This window comes from Acinetobacter bouvetii, from assembly GCF_902753875.1.
GTDB lineage: Bacteria > Pseudomonadota > Gammaproteobacteria > Pseudomonadales > Moraxellaceae > Acinetobacter > Acinetobacter bouvetii_A.
The window spans coordinates 15,430-32,434 of sequence record NZ_CADDTS010000032.1; the positions used below are offsets into that span (position 1 = coordinate 15,430).

Genomic DNA, 17,005 nt, shown 5'->3' on the forward strand with positions numbered 1-17,005 from the left:
GGGATTGTTCAATTCATTAACACAAATGAATGTTTTTCTATTCAGCCACTATTCAATGCGAATCATTTTGCCATGATCATCATAATGCACCACACTGATTTTCTGCTGACGCCCCTGCTCAATATCCTGTACCGGCAATTCAAAATGCTGTCCATAATCAGACAGACTTTTGGCCGCACTATGCTTGATGGTTTTAGCAGGCACAAAATTCGACCACAGTAACAAGGCAACAGCGCATGCTAGTAGTGCACTTATCCCATGTTCAATCCCCATACCAAAGGCTGAAAAAAGTTGATGTACGACATGTTGCTTTTGCAGACTTACGATACCAAGCACAATCAGTAGTGGTCGCCATAACAATAACCAGACTACCCAGAGCATGGCCGTAGAGGTATTGGAGGCATAACGTTTATGCCATGGTAAATAGTGGCGCAAGTCAATAATTAAAGGATTACTTTTCATGAATCACGCTCTCAGGCTTGATGGTTGAATTACGTATGCCACGATCCGGACTGACCCAACGTGCACGCTGTCCATGACCACGTAATAATACTTTTGGAAAGGCTACGATACTGGCAGACAAGGTAATTAACCAAAACACAAAAGGATACCAAATCATCCAGAAATAGTTTTTACTAAGTGCAGGTTCATAACGGCTATCCATCCATTTACTCAAAGCAAATTGCAACAGACAGGTCACGCCTAAGAGCATGCCGGTGCCATAAGGCAAGAAAGGTGAACTAATACCATTGATACCGAGCGGTATAATAAAGTGCAGCACCCAAAGAATCGCCATAAACAACATGAGATAAGACCAAACCAGGGTCAAGACCAATTCACAGATTAAGGGCCATAAAAAATTCAGTTTTGGTTTGAACAAGACATCAATATTTTTGATGAGAACTTGTGCTCCCCCCATAGCCCAACGCAGGCGCTGTTTCCACAAGCCCTGAAAAGTTTCCGGCATTAAAATCCAGACCAGAGCATTCGGTTCAAAATGAATATTCCAGCCTGCACGTTGCAGCTTCCAGGTAATATCAATATCTTCAGTCAACATATCCGGTGACCAATAGCCCACCTCATGCACCGCACTCTTACGAAAGGCGGTAATCACGCCAGACACGGTAAATAAACGGCCAAAACTGCGCTGTGCCCGTTTAATCATGCCAACAATGGATGAAAACTCTCCAACCTGTATCCGCCCGATCAAGGTTGAACGGGTACGAATCCGCGGATTCCCTGTGACTGCGGCAACCGTGTCATCTTCCAGAAAATGGCGTAGCATCCAGGTGGCTGCATGTGGATCCAGCAAGGCATCGCCATCAATTCCCAGCAAATATTCAGCATCGGTCAGCAGACTTCCTGCCTGCAAGGCCATGGCTTTGCCCTGATTATGCGCCAAGTGAACCACACGTAATTTTTCATGCTGACTGGCCAAACGGTTCAACACATCAGCGGTGTTGTCCGAACTGCCATCATTAATCGCAATCACTTCAAAGTTGGGATAGTCCAGAGCCAAGGCATGAGTTAAGGTTTCTTCAGCATTATCACCTTCATTAAAACAAGGCACCAATACCGCCACTTTAGGATAAAAAGACAATCTCTCCGGTTGTTGATAGACCGGCTCCTGTCGTTCTTTCCAATAAAAAATCAGTGCACCAATCATCCATAGATACGACATAAATAATGGATAATAAAACACAAAGTGCAATGCAGAATGCCAAAAATGCTGGAGCGTTGACATATAAAATTCCTTTAAGGAATAAGTTTGCTTGATTTCAAATCAAAGGCTTGACGCAAAACATGAGTATCTGGATAGTCCTGAATCGGATCATCCGGATAATAAGCTTCGTGCAAAACACCTTGCGCGTATAAAGACTGAATGGTTTTAGCCATTTCTTCAGAAGGAACTTTTTGATTGGTTCGCCAGTTTACCGACTGTAATTCGAATACCGTTTTTTTCATGCCATTAGGAAATTGTTTCACCCGATTGACAATATCCCGATAAAAAGCATCACTGTCAGTCGCCTGCTCCATATATGGCATTGCCATAATCGCTGTGAAATCATAGCGGTTAATTGACTGTTCCAAAGACTGTGAATACCAGTTTTCTGCATAAGGTTTCAGTGCAACTTGTGCATACAGGTTTCGTGCAGTCAGTAAAAATGGATGATATTGACGTACTTCATCTGCAAGCTGCATGGCAAAGTCATCAATATATTTGGTCTTGTATGCAGTCCATTTTTCCAGTTCGGCATCATTACCACGAATTTCGGCCAAATCTTTGGGTAAACCAATAGCCGCATAAGCAGCCAAGGCTTCAGGGCTAGCATCTTCATAATCAGACAAGGTGGTATCGTCATGGAATAAGATGCCATTAAAAGGCACTGTTTTTGCTAGATCTTGATAAATTCCGCTAATGGTTTTACGCGCATCTGGAGAAAAAGGACTTAAGCGGTGATACCCCATATTCAGATGTTTAGAATCACTCTCTTGTTGAGTAACCACAACATCTTTGGACACTGGATTATTTTGAGGCAATTCCCAAGCCAGAAGCGGCATCCAGGCATAGACCCGACTGACTTGTGTCCGGGTCTGAATTTGCCAGGCCACGCGATTAAACAAGTCTGCACGCATAGGTAAATAATGATTCGGGAAATACACCATATCCGCTGAACCATTGGCATCCGGATCGGAAAAGGCTTGCAAATACACGGTATTCACTTTCATGGCCACAATCCGGTCGAGCAAATGATCCAGATTCCGTTCTTGCTGGATTGGATCTTTGTCGTAAATATAATCCAGATCGATATGCATAATTTTTTGTGGACGGTTGTTGTCGCCTAAATTTTGCTGACGATTTTGAATTTCCTGAGCCAGATCCTGCGTGGTCATGTTGCCTTCCACCAAAATACGGTTCAGTTGTCCCAAAGAATTTTTCACTGAATCGGCACCATCATCCAGACTGATGGCTATGGGCATACCTAACTGTTTGGCAATACTCACCGTTTGCATATTGTAATGACCATAAGGCCACACCATCACGCGTGGCGATTTTAGGCCATGTGCTGTCAATAACTGGTTATTCAGTTTTAAATCCTGAGTAATACGCTGCTGATAATGTTGGTCATTTTCATAACTTCCCGACTTGGGATCATACAGTCGGGTGACAGCCGCAGGTTCCATATTGCCTTGTGGATTACCTAGAATTCCACGATGCAGGTTATAACTGTGACTGGCAATTTCAACCAGCCCACTATTTTGCATTTCTTTCAATTCTTCCCAGGACAGCATTTTATTACGCTGAATCTGCTCGCCTGAAAAATCGATATTTTGCCCTTCTTTAGGCTCCAGCCATGAACCAACAACAGCCAGTACAACCGGTATTTTATTGGCTTTAATCACCGGATAGGCATTTTGGTAGAAAGATTCATAGCCGTCATCTACCGTCAATAAAACCGGTTTGCTCGGTAAATTATATTTACCTTGATGTGCCTGAATCAGCTGATTAACATTAATAAAATGAAAGCCATTTTTTTTCAGCCAATCAATATGTTGCTGAAATTGTTTGGTCGTTACAGCATAGTCTGGAATGAGTGCAGCCTTGGTATCGGTAATTTCATGGTAACCAATCACTGTCAAGGTTGGAGTTTTTGCTAATGTTCTACTCCAGGCCAAATGGGGAGTTTGCCATAATACGGCGGACAGCGAGGCAGAGAGCAAGGTTGAAAGAAAGCGAGTTGTCATTGAAAAGGCGCTCAAAAAACTTTTTATGCACTGAACATCATCCCATGGTCATTCACAGGATATGTTTTCTGTTCATGAGGGAAGCTATTCAGAGATTTCCATCTACCTTTGTAATCAATCAAACTGAAATGAACCTTAAAAAAGTATACTTTCTGAAAATGAAATATCTAAAAAATGCAACAAGATAGCTATGTTGTAAGTCAAATAATTACTTTTAAATAAAATACTTAAATTAAATAAAAATGATATGTGATGATAAGAACTGCACAAATTCAAGATATTCCGGACATTCTTCAGGTAATTCATGCCAGTATCCGGTCGTGCGTCTTAGACCATCAACATCAGGAAAGCCAGATTCAAATCTGTTTAGAACATATCAGTCAAGAAAATCTGCTGTTGTGGCTGCTTTATAATGATAGCTGGGTACATGTCATCAATGGATATATTTTAGGCTTTATACTGGTCAATGATCAGGGAAAAATTTTGCTGCATTACGTTTCTCCTGACTCGCAGCAGCAAGGTATAGGTAAATCCTTGCTTTTTCATGTTATTGCTCATGCTCAACAGCAAAAACGACGAAAAATCACCTTGGATAGCACTCAAACAGCGCTTGCTTTCTATCAAAAATATGGCTTTGAAACTCGACAGCGCGGCATTTCAAATAAAACGCTTATTGCCTTAGTCAATTATCTTGCCTGATCCGACGTTCCTGGTATGCACATACGGTTCATTAAGCACGTCGCGCCTGATATTGATCACGACCTGCATGTTTAGCCGCATATAATTGAACATCAGCAGCTTTCATCAGTTCATGTATATTTACATATTCATGGTCTTGATCCATCCATGCAACTCCCATACTCAAGGTCACATAGGATTTTTGGTCTGGTCGGTTTAGATGTTCCATTTGCATCTGTCGTACTGCATCCAAGACCTGCTGCAACACATTTAAAACCACAGCACTCGGAACATTATGCAGGATAATAGCAAACTCTTCTCCCCCATAACGCGCCACATAAGCTGACGATGGCAAAGCCTGCTGTATTACTTTTACCAGATCTTTTAAAATAACGTCACCCTTCAGGTGTCCATAATAATCATTATAATTTTTAAAATAATCTACATCTAACATGGCAAAAGCCAAAGTATGATTACGGTGATTTTGAGTCAGGGTAAATAACCGCTGTATTTCTGCGTTTAAAGCGCGGCGGTTATAAGCCCCCGTTAAGGCATCAATTTGAATCTGTCGTTCTAGCTGTTCATTGAGCCGATGCAATTGCGAAGTACGCTCCTTTACCTTATTGTCCAGAGAATTATTCAACTCCAGCAAATTATTATTCAGCTGCTCGATATGATAAGTATGATGCGCATAGTTTTTAGATTGCTGAAACATGATCAGCAAGGCATAAAAACTGGTCGATAAAAAGGATAAATTAAAAGAGTCAATTAAATTCAGGGTGAGTAAAAAATCATGCAAAAAAGTCACACATAATAAAATCACAGCCCAAACATTAGTAGATGAATATGGCTCTTTGAGCTTGAGGGTTAAATAAAAACCATAGGCAAAATTTAACAGCACCACCGGACTAAATAGAAAACTATAAAACCCTAAACGCTCAAACATTTCTGGTTCAGTAAATACCGTAACCACAATATCTACGATAAATATTGCCATCGCGACATAATAAACAATCGGGTGCAAGTAGCGCCGATTCAACAAATACATATAACTCAGAAAAGTTGCAATTGCAAAATAGGTAAATAGGTATTCTAAACGTCTGCCCCATATCCAGCTGAGATCTGTAAATGCCGTATAGGCATAAGGTGCCGAAAATAAATTATGCAAAGCCAAAAACAGGATAAAAATACCAAACACAAATACCCGAATACTGCTACGCCCTATTTCACCTTGAAATACGGAAAACATCAGGGTAAATACGCCCACACCTAAAACTGCACCACAGATCAAGCCTATACTCATCATGAGCTGCTGGAACTGCCGACTGACTGTTTTAGCAATACCAATGCGCATTGGATTTTCTAAACCGCCATGCAGACGATCAAAATTTGAAGCTTGAATAGTCAGGGTAAAATATTCTTTTTCTAAAACAAAAAAAGCCATTTTAGGTGCATTTTCAGTTTTATGACTTTTTGCATCTTTACCAACTTCCCCCAAACGGAGCATGAAATCTCCATTCAGATACATTCGGTAAGCCCCATATTCATTGGGAATAAAAATGGCAATACGCCGCCCTATATATTGTTTTGGTATTTTAAAATGTCCGACGAAAGTGCCGTAATTCTGATTGGTTCCGGTAAGCTCTTTAAAAGAAATCGGTAAAGATGTCGTTTCAGATTTTAAGACCGAACTGGGTTTAACAATAAACTGCTTAGGATAATATTGCCAATATCCTTTTAAGGGTGTCGTACTATTGTCAGAAAACTCAATTGAGTTTAATAATTTTTGATGTAAATAATAAGATTCAGGCGCTGACTCATATTGTGCCCATACGTGATTTTTCCACGTGAATACACACAAACAGGCTAAAATAAATAACCTAGAAAAATTTATGCTTTTTTTGATCGTATCCAAAAAGCGAATCATCCTTAAATTACGCCTGGCTATTTCTTAATGTAACGATAAAAAAATAAAACTCAAATGATTTTTTAATGATCTGCAAGATTCATCCTTGTTTCTTGCAGATCATTTTTAAAACATGATTCCCTTGAGATTAATCACGTGTTTTAACATCAAATAATTCTATTTCAAAAATCAGGTTTGAATTTGCAGGAATGATTTTACCCATTTTACGCTCACCATAAGCCAAATGTGCAGGAACCAGCAGTTTACGCTTACCACCTACTTTCATGCCCATAATACCCTGATCCCAGCCTTTAATGACACGGCCAGTTCCAATTACGGTTTCAAAATAATTACCACGGTCAATAGATGAGTCAAATTTGGTTCCATCTTCCAGCCAACCAGTATAATGCGTGGTAATTAACGCGCCTTTTACCGCCTCTTTACCTTCTCCAACTTTTAAATCAATAATTTCTAGTTCATTTATCATGATCATTTACCTAAAACTGAGCACCAATTTTTCAATCACTATTATAAACAGGATTCAGGTAAAAACTTTAGGATTTAAACTTTAGCTATTTAAAAGCTGAGTTCCTGAATATTGGCATCATTCAATAAATAGGCCGTCAGTTTTTTATGATTCTCTGCTGAACCAATTAAAATCCAGCGTCCACTAATTCGATGCTCGGTTTTATGTTGCACACTACGTACAACCTTCATTTCATAGGTTTTAAATAAATCTTCATAATGATCTAAAGTTTTTTGTTGATAATGGCAAATAATTCTATAAGTACGTGCTTGATTCAGTGCTTCTATAAAATCCTGAACATAAATCAAGAAAATCAAAACAATGAGTACAATTAAAGTGGCAAACAGGCTTAACAGTTCATAGCCAGCCCCTGCTGCCATACCCAAAGCAGCTGTCATCCAGATGGTGGTGGCTGTGGTAATGCCAGAAATTCGATTTTCATCTTTGAAAATCACGCCTGCACCTAAAAAACCCAAGCCCGTCAAAATATTGGCTGCAATTCGGTCCGGACTATCCAGACCAATTTTTAAAGACAGTATGGTAAATAGACAGGAACTCAGACTGACCATAATCATGGTCCTCAGGCCAGCAGATTTGCTGCGGTACTCACGCTCGGCACCAATAATTGCACCAATACACAGGGCGATCAGCAAACGATAGACATCGGGATGCATGAATTCTTCCCTTTATTCATTGTTATTGTTTTTAGATATACGCAATTTTATGTTCAGGATGCAAGCCTAAACCTGCATCCTGTATCGATTTACTGTAACTGTTCCCATTCCACCACGACTTGGGCATTGTCACCAATCAGTGTCCATTCACCATCCATCACATTGAGCTGTAATTGCATGGTACGTTCACATAATTGTGGCAATGCTTCTGTGGTTGCTGTAGAGAGTTTCCACACTTCAACATTGCTTAAGGTTTTTAATTTGCTATTGCGCTTATACCATTCATCTACAGCTGAGCCATAACTAACGACTGCCACCTGCTTACAACGGGCACTGGCTTTTTTTACTTTATCCTCATCTGGACTGCCCACTTCAATCCATTTGATCAGCTGACCGGTCAAGTCTTTTTCCCAAAGTGCCGGTTCATCCGTTTCAAATAAATCTTTGGTAAATTCCAAGGCTTCATCGGCAAAACGCGCATAGGCCAAAATGCGTACCATCAATCGTTCAATGGTTTCAGATGGATGCAAAGCCATGGTCAGTTGATAATCACCATATTGATGATCATCCATATTGGCAATATTCAAATCTGCCTTATAAATTGTTGCTTTCAGCGCCATAACAAAGTCCTCAAATTTGGCGCCTAGCATATAAGATTTGGCGTTATTTTGCTGCCCTGTTTTAGGGTCTGTGACATTTTATAAATGACTTTAGACAACTTACCAATAGAACCTTATTAATCTTGATTAAGCTGACATTGAAACAGCTGTTCTTCAAATCGTTGCCAATCGCGCTGATCCTGCACAATAATTTCAATCCGGTTATCAATGCCTTCTTCACTCGACTGATAGTTAAACTGTTCAGGATTAAAATTAAAGGTTTTCCAGCCCTGATTGGTATTAAAAATCCCTTTAATCCGTAACCAATCTTGCTGTTCACACAGCAAATCCAGCAAGGCATAAAAATCAAATTGCCAGCGCTTGGGCAATTTCCAGCCAGCCACACTATACCCTTGCGCTGTTTCGACATAATGATACGGCAACTGTTTAATTTCAGGCTGACTTTGTCCGCTGGGTAGTGATTTTTGAATCTTCAATAAAGGCTGAATTTTACGCTCTGTCCCCAGATAAGGCAGATCAATTTGTGCAAGAGAAAGTTGCCCATGACTGCTCAACAACCAGCTTTGCTGAAAGGCCTGATATTCGGTTTTTAATGCAGCTAAAGCCTGATCATCTGCAAAATCCATACGGTCTGTATGTGAAACCACAATAATTTGTGCTGCTTTCAACTGATCCGCATACAGGTTTTGCTTAGTCCAATGTGCATCATGCAAGCGTGAACCGTCAACCACGGTGACTAATGCGCGCATGGCAATATGTGCTTGCCAGTGAGGTTCGGTCAGTTGCTCCAATAGTTGTGCGGGATGCCCCAATCCGGTAGGTTCAATAAACAACCGATCCGGCTTGCTTTCTGACAAAAGCCGAGATAAAGCAATTTGCATCGGCAACTGGCTACTACAACACAGGCATCCTCCTAATAACTCTTTCACTTCATAGCCCTGGGGTTGCGGCAACATTTGCTGATCCACCCCTATTTGACCAAACTCGTTCATCAGCACTGCCCACACTTCATTTTCTGGTTTTAGACTCAGCAAATGCTTGAGCAAAGTGGTTTTTCCCGCCCCTAAAAATCCAGAAATGATATGGGTCGGTACAGCTTGGGTGGGAGCAATCAGTTTCAAAATAGACTCGCTATTCAGGTGAAGATGAGCAATACATGCCTATGAGCACTGCTCATTAAAAATTGGGAAATATCAACAGATATATAGTCACTTTATAATAATCACTTTAATTTTTTCCATGTCACATGGCAATCGCTTCAGCTGATTTTAAACCCTGCTGCATTTATTTTTATGGCTTCAGTTTTTCTAACACTACCAGATCTAGAGTAATACCGTCTTTATTCTATATTTTAAGTGCATAAAAAGATGAATTAAACTTGCCTTAGCTTGCTTTCTGAAAGATTTTTTTACATTTGAGCATAAGCAGTATTTGCATAAAACAACAGCAAGAAAGCCTGCTTTTGTTTCTCAACAGTAACAAATCAAATGTTTAGAACTATAAATAGAAACATCTGCATACATTTTTTCTGCCAGCTTTTGCCTATTTTTTACAGTAAAAAACAATAAAACCTTAAATGTATTGCTCAGGTTAACCGTCCTGTTTCCATTTGTTGCATCGATTGCCCTGAAACTACATCACCCTTAGCATGAGTCCTGCCCATATTTGGTGATGAAAATATGGAGCTAAACTTCTTAAACAATAAAGGATGCTTCACATGAAATTTACAAAAACCTTACTGGCTACAACTTTAACTCTTGCTGCTACTGGAACATTTGCTGCAACTACGGATAAACAACAAAAAGAAGAAGCAAAAGTGATTGTTTCGACTCAAGAATTACCCGTAACGCCAGTGACTGAAGGTGTTACAGCCCAACCTTCATCATCCCAACCTGCTTCTGAGGCTGCTGTTGAGGAAAACCCAACGAAGCCAGCACAATAACATTTTTAGAATCCAGTTCTAAATTATTCACCTCCGCTTAATCTTATGTATGAATAATTTAGTGCAACAAGCTGAATTATGTGAATAATTCGGCTTTTTTATACTCGGGCTACCATAATCAAATGATAGAAAAAAATGATCATTAGTCCTAAAAATAATATAATCAATCATATTATTTATTTTTATTTTTCAAACATTTAATAATTAAATGCTTTTCACATCGTTTTTATTTCATTCAATATATCTACTATGGAATAGCTTGTTTAGACCCTCAATTTCACCGTTAATACACTCAAATGTGGATTGATTGAATGGACATTCGCTATGAGCAACAAAACGAATTTAACGACTGAAGTAGCTATCTTGGGCGCAGGTCCTGTTGGTTTAACAATTGCAAACTATTTAAGTAAACAAGGTGTTCAAGTGACTATCATTGAACAACTGGATAGTTTGATTGATTACCCACGTGCCATTGGTATTGATGATGAGTCGTTACGTACCATTCAATCACTCGGTTTGGTCGACCAAGTGTTGCCACATACCACACCTAACCACGCCATGCGCTTTTTAACACCTAAAGGCCGTTGCTTTGCAGATATTCAGCCATTAACGCGTGAATTCGGTTTCTCACGTCGTAATGCTTTTATTCAGCCACAAGTCGACAATGTATTATTACAAGGTTTAAAACAGTATGAAAAAACTCAAGTACTGTTTTCACGTCAGCTGAATGAATTTACTCAGGATTCTAATGGCGTTACACTAAAACTTAAAGATCAAAATCAAAATGAAGAAACCATTCATGCGCAATACTTAATTGCCTGTGATGGTGGTAACTCGATTGTACGTCGTACCTTAAATATTGGTTTTGATGGTAAAACTGCACCAAACCAATGGATCGTAATTGATATTGAAAATGATCCTTTAGCCACACCACACATTTACTTATGCTGTGACCCGGTACGCCCTTACGTTTCTGCTGCCCTGCCGCACGGTATCCGTCGTTTTGAGTTTATGGTAATGCCAGGCGAAACTCAGGAAGAGTTAAGCAAACCTGAAAACATCGCTAAATTGCTGTCTAAAGTTTTGCCAAATGCTGAAAATATCGAAGTGATCCGTCAACGTGTCTATACACACAATGCCCGTATTGCAGATAAATTCCGTATTGACCGTATTTTATTGGCCGGTGATGCTGCGCACATTATGCCAGTATGGCAAGGTCAAGGTTATAACAGCGGTATGCGTGATGCCTTTAACCTGGCTTGGAAAATGGCCTTGGTGATTCAAGGTAAAGCAACTCCTGACCTATTAGATTCTTATCAGGTTGAACGTAAAGACCATGCCAAAGCCATGATTGATCTTTCTGTGATGGCTGGTCACGTACTTGCGCCACCAAAAAAATGGCAAGGTTTTGTTCGTGACGGTATTGCGTATGCACTGAATTACATCAAGCCGATTAAACAATATTTGCTTGAAATGCGTTTCAAACCAATGCCGAAATATCATGACGGTGCTTTACTGGCAGATGGTAAAAAAGAATCGCCAATCGGGAAAATGTTTATCCAGCCGCATGTCAAACTTGAATCTGGTGAAAAAGTTTTACTGGATGACGTGATTGGCAATGACTTCGCGATTCTGGCTTGGGGTGTTGATCCACAATGGGGTATCTCGGATGCCACCATGCAAGTCTGGAAAAAATTAGGCGTTAAGTTTATTCAGGTCATTCCAGAAGTTCAGTTTGGCAATGAAAAGCGTAAGAAATTTGATGGCGTGATTACTGTTGGCGATATCGGTACCGATATTCGCAGCTGGTTTGGTAAAACTTCTGAATCGGTGGTGATTTTACGTCCTGACCGTTTTGTGGCAGCACTGGCTATTCCACAAACGTTAGATCACGTGAGCCAACAGTTGTTTAAAAAGCTGCATGTAAAATAATCAAGATATAAAAAATACATTCACTGAATCATATTCAGAGGCCCTGACCACGCGAAAGCGTGGTCTTTTTTATTTCCGCTTCTATTAAATAATTAAATTAATCATTTATTTTCTGAAACCACGGTACATCTTTCATTGAATCGCGCTGTGCTATCAACTGAATATAAGGTCTAAACTCATCCAGATAAGGCAGTATTTTGAAAGAAATTGCAAAAACCAGCCAATAAGCCAGATATAAATCTGCCGCTGAAATTTTCTCCCCCAGTAAATAGGGATTGGCCTGTTGCATCCCTTTTTTTAAAAAAGAAAATACACTGTCTTCATTACCAAAGGTCAAACTGCTGCGCTTTCCTTCCATTTGCTCATTTGAAATATGTAAACCTTTCATGTCCATATATTCAGTCAATGGTCCATGACAAAAAAACATCCATTTTAAATAAGCACCGCGCTTCGGATCACCCAGTGCGGGAGCCAAGCCTTTTTCAATATATTTGTCTGCCAGATAAGTAAATATGGCTGCAAGTTCAGAGATCACCACGCCCTGATCCACCAGACAAGGCACTTTTCCCATCGGGTTAATGCTCGTATATTCAGCCTGATGCATGTCTGCATAAGCTACCTGAATCTGTTCAATCTGATCTTCTATACCCAGCTCTTTCAATAAAGGGAAAAGTGTCATGCCGCGTGATTGTAAATTGTTATACAGCTTCATCATTTCTCATTGACCTAATATTGTTATTTTAAAGGTCGAGTATAAATTGATTTATCAGGTCTGTTAATGATTATGATGTGACGGGATTGCATTCGACCACGGTGCTTTTTTCTGCGAAAAAAGCACCGCATTTTGACTAAAATAAAGACTTAGAAGAAGCCCATATAGAATTGCTCTTTCAAAATTTTAAGAATCAGCTCGATCGCTTCATTGCTCTGACCCTTACGATAACTGGCATACAGATCAATCATCGGCAAAGGCTCAATGGTATTTTTCACGACAATTTTGTCACCCAAAAGCGGAATCACATAAGCAGGTACCAGACTCCAGCCCACACCCATGCCCACCAAATTGACATTGAGTAAAATATTGGTCGATCGCTGCACCACGTTCACATTCAGTTTGGATTGCTTAAAAAAGTCGGTGATGATTTTATGCAACTGAGGCGAAGCATCCTCATCACTTATGACAAAATCCTGCTGATTAAAACTCTTGATACTAATATGACGCTGATCAGCAACAGGTGAATCTTTAGGAACAATCAATGCCAAAGGTTCGCTAAAAATTTGCACATGTTCAAACTCACCCGATTCATCAATATAGCGAGTAAAGGCAATATCAATTTCACCTTTTTTCAATGCCTTGAATTGATGTGCATCAGTCAAACTGTGAAAGTTGATTTTAATATCAGGGAAATGTGCACGTATATTCGGCATGATATAAGGGAAAATTTTCATTTCCGCCACTGGAACAAAACCAATGTTTAACTGATCTTTATTCAGATTGGCAATTTGTCTGGCATCGTAAATGGCTTTTTCCGCATGTTCCAGACTCAACAAGGCTTCTTTCAAAAAAACTTTGCCTGATTCGGTCAATTCAACCTTACGATTTGAACGCACCAGTAGCTGAACACCCACTTCATTTTCAAGGTCTTTGATCTGCTGGCTCAAAGATGGCTGTACGGTACACATCCGCTGTGCGGCCTTAGTAAAATTTAGCTCTTCTGCAACAGCAACGAAATAGCGTAAATGACGTAATTCCACCAGCTATACCTCTTTATTTAAGTCGTTTAAGTGATGGTGCAACTGTGTATTTATAAACAAATAAAGTAATCACAGTCATAACAGCACAGAATAGATAAGTCAGTTGATATCCATAATAGGCGATGATCAATCCTAAAATCACAGAACCTATTGCCATACCAAAATCAAATAGGGTAAAAAAAGTCGAAATTGCATGTCCCATGCGTTGTTTCGGCGCAGACTGAATTGCCACTGTCTGAAAACAGGGAAATAATGAACCGTAGCCAATGCCAATAAATATAGCAGATAACCACAACATCCATTGATTTGAAACAAAACTGACCACGACCAAGCCTAAAGCAAAGAATATAAAGGATGGATAAATGATCGCACTTGCCCCTTTACGGTCATAAATTTTCCCCACCCACGGTCGCACCACAATCATGGAAATGGCAAAGACAATAAAAAACAGGCTGGTATAGGCCAATAAATCCTTAGCTTCACTATAGGCAGTAATAAAACTCATGATGCTGGAATAGGCAAATGCAGTGAGTAAAGCCACAAATCCAATCGGGACAGCGCGCATTTCAATAATGTCATGAAAACTTAGCCGAACTTTTTCTACCTTGTTTATAAGTTCAGCTTTATTTTCATGCACTGGTATGATTAAACAGAAAATAAAGCCCAGACAAATGACGGCAGTTAAAATCGCAAACAGCTGGATAAAACCAGTAAACTGCAGCACGGTTAAAGCTATCAGTGGGCCGAATACTACGGCAAGGTTGGTCGACATGACAAAATAGCCCATGCCCTCACCCTTACGCTGCTCAGGAATAAAATCATTGGCAATCGGCACCGTCACCGTGGTCAAAACGCTAAACCAGATCCCATGTATAAAACGGATAACCAGTAAAATCCACATACTGTCAGCAAATAAATAGCTAAACGCGAAAAGCATAAATAGCAATTCTGAACCGCGAAAAGCGACTTTCTTCCCTAATTTTTCAACAATCAATCCAGAAAAGGGACGCACTGCAATAGAAGAAACGAGAAATAAAGTCAGGGCCAATCCGGCCTCTTTTATCGTCCCGCCTAAATCCTTCATAATATAGACAGGCAAGATAGTTAATAGTGCAAAATAATAAGTAAATAGAAACAGATTATTAAACAGACATAAAATGAATGAGCGATTCCATAAACGCTCGGTGTTCGTCGCAGACATAATGACCTACTTAGATGTAGCTCATCGCTACTTTTGAACCAGCACAGGTTGCAGCAGCAAACCCACAAGATTGTGAATGTACGTTTCATCCGGCATGCGGTTGAAAAAAATAATTTGATAATGAATCGGACCATACAATGCATCAAGCATCAGCTCAAATGGATAGTCTGCAATAATTTCCTGACGTTCAATCGCAACTTGAATGAGCTTGCGGGTCTGCTCGCGACGCGGTAACAGGTACTGTTTAAAAAATTCGCCTGCAGCTTCACGATGTTCTGCCATGACAACCAATAAGGCACGACCCACCGGATGATTCAATGCATGGGAGAGTTTTAACAACTGCTGATTCAGATTAAATTCCAGACTCTGCTGAAAATCCAGTTCAAAAATTGAAGTCGTCTGCTCTTTGAACGCATCAAACACCAAATCAGATTTATGCTTCCACCAGCGGTATATGGTTGATTTACCCACACCTGCACGAGCTGCAATATCTTCAACTGTGAGATGACTGTAATCATATTCTTGTAGTGCTGCAATAACAGCCTGCAAGATGCATTGCTGACGGCGTGAAGTTTTTTCGATTTCAATCATATCGTCACACAAAAAACGAAACGAAACGTATCGTTTCATAATATGCCGTTTTTCATTGTTTGTATAGATCTCAAGCATTTTTAAAACAAAAAAAAAGCCGTTTTAAACGGCCTTTTCATTCAATGCAAGATTAGCATTGCGAGGTTTTTTTATAAATACTGCACGATGGATGATGGCTTTCCTGAAGTCGTGCTACTTTACGCTGTTCAGCAGCTTCAAAACGGCAACGCTTCCAGTCATTGTCGAGGTTTAATGCAGGAATTTGTTTAGGCTTACCATTTTCATCTACGGCAACCATAGTGAAATAACAGCTATTGGTATGACGAACAGTGCGCTTCTGGATATTTTGAGCTTCTACACGAATCCCGATTTCCATAGAAGTACGGCCCACATGATTCACACAGGCAAGAAAAGTAACCAATTCGCCAACATGTATCGGTTCTTTAAAGTTGACTTTATCTACTGATAAAGTCACCACATAACTACCTGAATAACGGCTTGCACATGCATATGCAACTTGATCCAACAATTTTAAAATTGTTCCACCATGAACATTTCCTGAAAAGTTTGCCATATCAGGAGTCATTAAAACTGACATGGTCAATTCCGACTGGTCATCTAACGCTGGAGCAATTTGATCTAATGTGGACATCGCGTTCTCTAGATTTTTTAACAGACAATAGTATATAGGGTAATTATATCGTTTTTCAGCGAAATAGAATGTTCAAATTGGCAATAAAATCATCATTATTATTTATAGTGATTTTGACATCATTCAAGAAAATATATATTAAATCAGTCAACTTATTGACGCATAAGCTTTTTTATTAAAGCTTGATTTTAATAGAATATATGTTCTAAAAATAATATTACAAAAAAAAGACTATACATTTAAAAACATTCAGATTTTGCTCTGGAAGCCACTAACTATAATAATCGTCAGTAATAGGACAGAGAAAAAATAAATCCTTTAAATCACAATAAATAGATCAAACATAAAGACCAAATTAAACAGACACAATCCGCAGCATCTCTTTGGAAATATTGCCGTAACTCAAAACATTTTGTTGATCTAAGCGGGTTTCTACCGTATAGGTACCATCATGGTTTTCTGCAGTCACAGTAAATATCAAATGTCCCATGCTTGCCATTTTTACTTTCTGACCAATTTTAATATTTTCTATTGCCGTCGTACTGTTATTCATTTAACCATTCCTATATAACATGCTTTTTATTGCAATTTAGAATAGAAATAAGTGTAGTGATTTTTTATTTACTGGTAAACTTAAATCATTGAACAAAAACACATTAATATAAAAATACTATGAAACAAAAGTTTTAACCACTTAATTAACTTTATTCAACAATATCAATTGATTAATTTATCTTTACAATATCAAGACTGCTTTTTTTAAAGCTTTTAAACAATTCTC

At 39.2% G+C, this 17,005-nt stretch carries 16 protein-coding genes and 1 pseudogene; 3 read left to right on the plus strand and 14 right to left on the minus strand.

Annotated features, from left to right (window positions below; translation table 11 throughout):
- Positions 1–48: 48 nt before the first annotated feature.
- The 3 genes and pseudogenes from pgaD to pgaB form a co-directional block, all read right to left on the minus strand.
- Positions 49–462 (minus strand): poly-beta-1,6-N-acetyl-D-glucosamine biosynthesis protein PgaD, encoded by a 414-nt coding sequence (gene pgaD / locus FB6_RS09370; protein ID WP_174559749.1) that lies wholly within the window; start codon positions 460–462, stop codon positions 49–51.
- The gene (gene pgaC / locus FB6_RS09375; RefSeq protein WP_174559750.1) at positions 452–1,744 is read right to left on the minus strand and encodes a poly-beta-1,6-N-acetyl-D-glucosamine synthase; all 1,293 of its coding nucleotides are present in this window, start codon (positions 1,742–1,744) and stop codon (positions 452–454) included. The genes pgaD and pgaC overlap by 11 nt, the downstream gene beginning before the upstream one ends.
- Positions 1,745–1,755: 11 nt before the next feature.
- Positions 1,756–3,645 (minus strand): annotated as a pseudogene (pgaB, locus tag FB6_RS09380) (poly-beta-1,6-N-acetyl-D-glucosamine N-deacetylase PgaB); the annotation flags it as partial.
- Between the two features lie 354 nt (positions 3,646–3,999).
- Here pgaB and FB6_RS09385 point away from each other — a divergent pair.
- Complete coding sequence (locus FB6_RS09385; RefSeq protein ID WP_174559752.1) at positions 4,000–4,446, plus strand: GNAT family N-acetyltransferase; 447 nt, start codon at positions 4,000–4,002, stop codon at positions 4,444–4,446.
- Between the two features lie 31 nt (positions 4,447–4,477).
- On the opposite strand, the gene FB6_RS09390 is transcribed toward FB6_RS09385, so the two are convergent.
- From FB6_RS09390 to FB6_RS09410, 5 genes are all read right to left on the minus strand, one after another.
- Positions 4,478–6,352 (minus strand): sensor domain-containing diguanylate cyclase, encoded by a 1,875-nt coding sequence (locus tag FB6_RS09390; protein WP_174559753.1) that lies wholly within the window; start codon positions 6,350–6,352, stop codon positions 4,478–4,480.
- A gap of 127 nt (positions 6,353–6,479) precedes the next feature.
- Positions 6,480–6,818 (minus strand): FKBP-type peptidyl-prolyl cis-trans isomerase, encoded by a 339-nt coding sequence (locus FB6_RS09395; RefSeq protein ID WP_092818761.1) that lies wholly within the window; start codon positions 6,816–6,818, stop codon positions 6,480–6,482.
- An 89-nt stretch (positions 6,819–6,907) separates the two neighbouring features.
- On the minus strand, positions 6,908–7,531 hold the full coding sequence (locus tag FB6_RS09400) for an MgtC/SapB family protein (protein WP_174559754.1): 624 nt from the start codon (positions 7,529–7,531) through the stop codon (positions 6,908–6,910).
- Positions 7,532–7,620: 89 nt separating this feature from the next.
- On the minus strand, positions 7,621–8,151 hold the full coding sequence (locus tag FB6_RS09405; RefSeq protein WP_174559755.1) for a YaeQ family protein: 531 nt from the start codon (positions 8,149–8,151) through the stop codon (positions 7,621–7,623).
- Positions 8,152–8,267: 116 nt separating this feature from the next.
- Positions 8,268–9,272, minus strand: a complete 1,005-nt coding sequence (locus FB6_RS09410; RefSeq protein WP_174559756.1) for a CobW family GTP-binding protein — start codon at positions 9,270–9,272, stop codon at positions 8,268–8,270.
- A 596-nt stretch (positions 9,273–9,868) separates the two neighbouring features.
- Between FB6_RS09410 and FB6_RS09415 the strand changes: the two genes are divergently transcribed.
- Complete coding sequence (locus tag FB6_RS09415) at positions 9,869–10,093, plus strand: hypothetical protein (RefSeq protein WP_174559757.1); 225 nt, start codon at positions 9,869–9,871, stop codon at positions 10,091–10,093.
- A gap of 324 nt (positions 10,094–10,417) precedes the next feature.
- Complete coding sequence (locus FB6_RS09420; RefSeq protein WP_174559758.1) at positions 10,418–12,025, plus strand: bifunctional 3-(3-hydroxy-phenyl)propionate/3-hydroxycinnamic acid hydroxylase; 1,608 nt, start codon at positions 10,418–10,420, stop codon at positions 12,023–12,025.
- Positions 12,026–12,122: 97 nt separating this feature from the next.
- Here FB6_RS09420 and FB6_RS09425 read toward each other — a convergent pair whose 3' ends face one another.
- The 6 genes from FB6_RS09425 to FB6_RS09450 form a co-directional block, all read right to left on the minus strand.
- Positions 12,123–12,737: a glutathione S-transferase family protein gene (locus FB6_RS09425; RefSeq protein WP_174559803.1), complete on the minus strand. Its 615-nt coding sequence runs from the start codon at positions 12,735–12,737 to the stop codon at positions 12,123–12,125.
- A 149-nt stretch (positions 12,738–12,886) separates the two neighbouring features.
- Positions 12,887–13,780, minus strand: a complete 894-nt coding sequence (locus FB6_RS09430) for a LysR substrate-binding domain-containing protein (protein ID WP_174559759.1) — start codon at positions 13,778–13,780, stop codon at positions 12,887–12,889.
- Between the two features lie 13 nt (positions 13,781–13,793).
- The gene (locus FB6_RS09435) at positions 13,794–14,981 is read right to left on the minus strand and encodes an MFS transporter (RefSeq protein ID WP_174559760.1); all 1,188 of its coding nucleotides are present in this window, start codon (positions 14,979–14,981) and stop codon (positions 13,794–13,796) included.
- A gap of 27 nt (positions 14,982–15,008) precedes the next feature.
- Positions 15,009–15,572 (minus strand): TetR/AcrR family transcriptional regulator, encoded by a 564-nt coding sequence (locus FB6_RS09440; protein WP_174559761.1) that lies wholly within the window; start codon positions 15,570–15,572, stop codon positions 15,009–15,011.
- 130 nt (positions 15,573–15,702) lie between these two features.
- Positions 15,703–16,224 carry an acyl-CoA thioesterase gene (locus tag FB6_RS09445; protein ID WP_174559762.1) on the minus strand — a complete coding sequence of 174 codons (522 nt, stop codon included), beginning with the start codon at positions 16,222–16,224 and terminating at the stop codon, positions 15,703–15,705.
- A gap of 355 nt (positions 16,225–16,579) precedes the next feature.
- Positions 16,580–16,777 (minus strand): hypothetical protein, encoded by a 198-nt coding sequence (locus tag FB6_RS09450; protein WP_174559732.1) that lies wholly within the window; start codon positions 16,775–16,777, stop codon positions 16,580–16,582.
- Positions 16,778–17,005 lie beyond the last annotated feature (228 nt).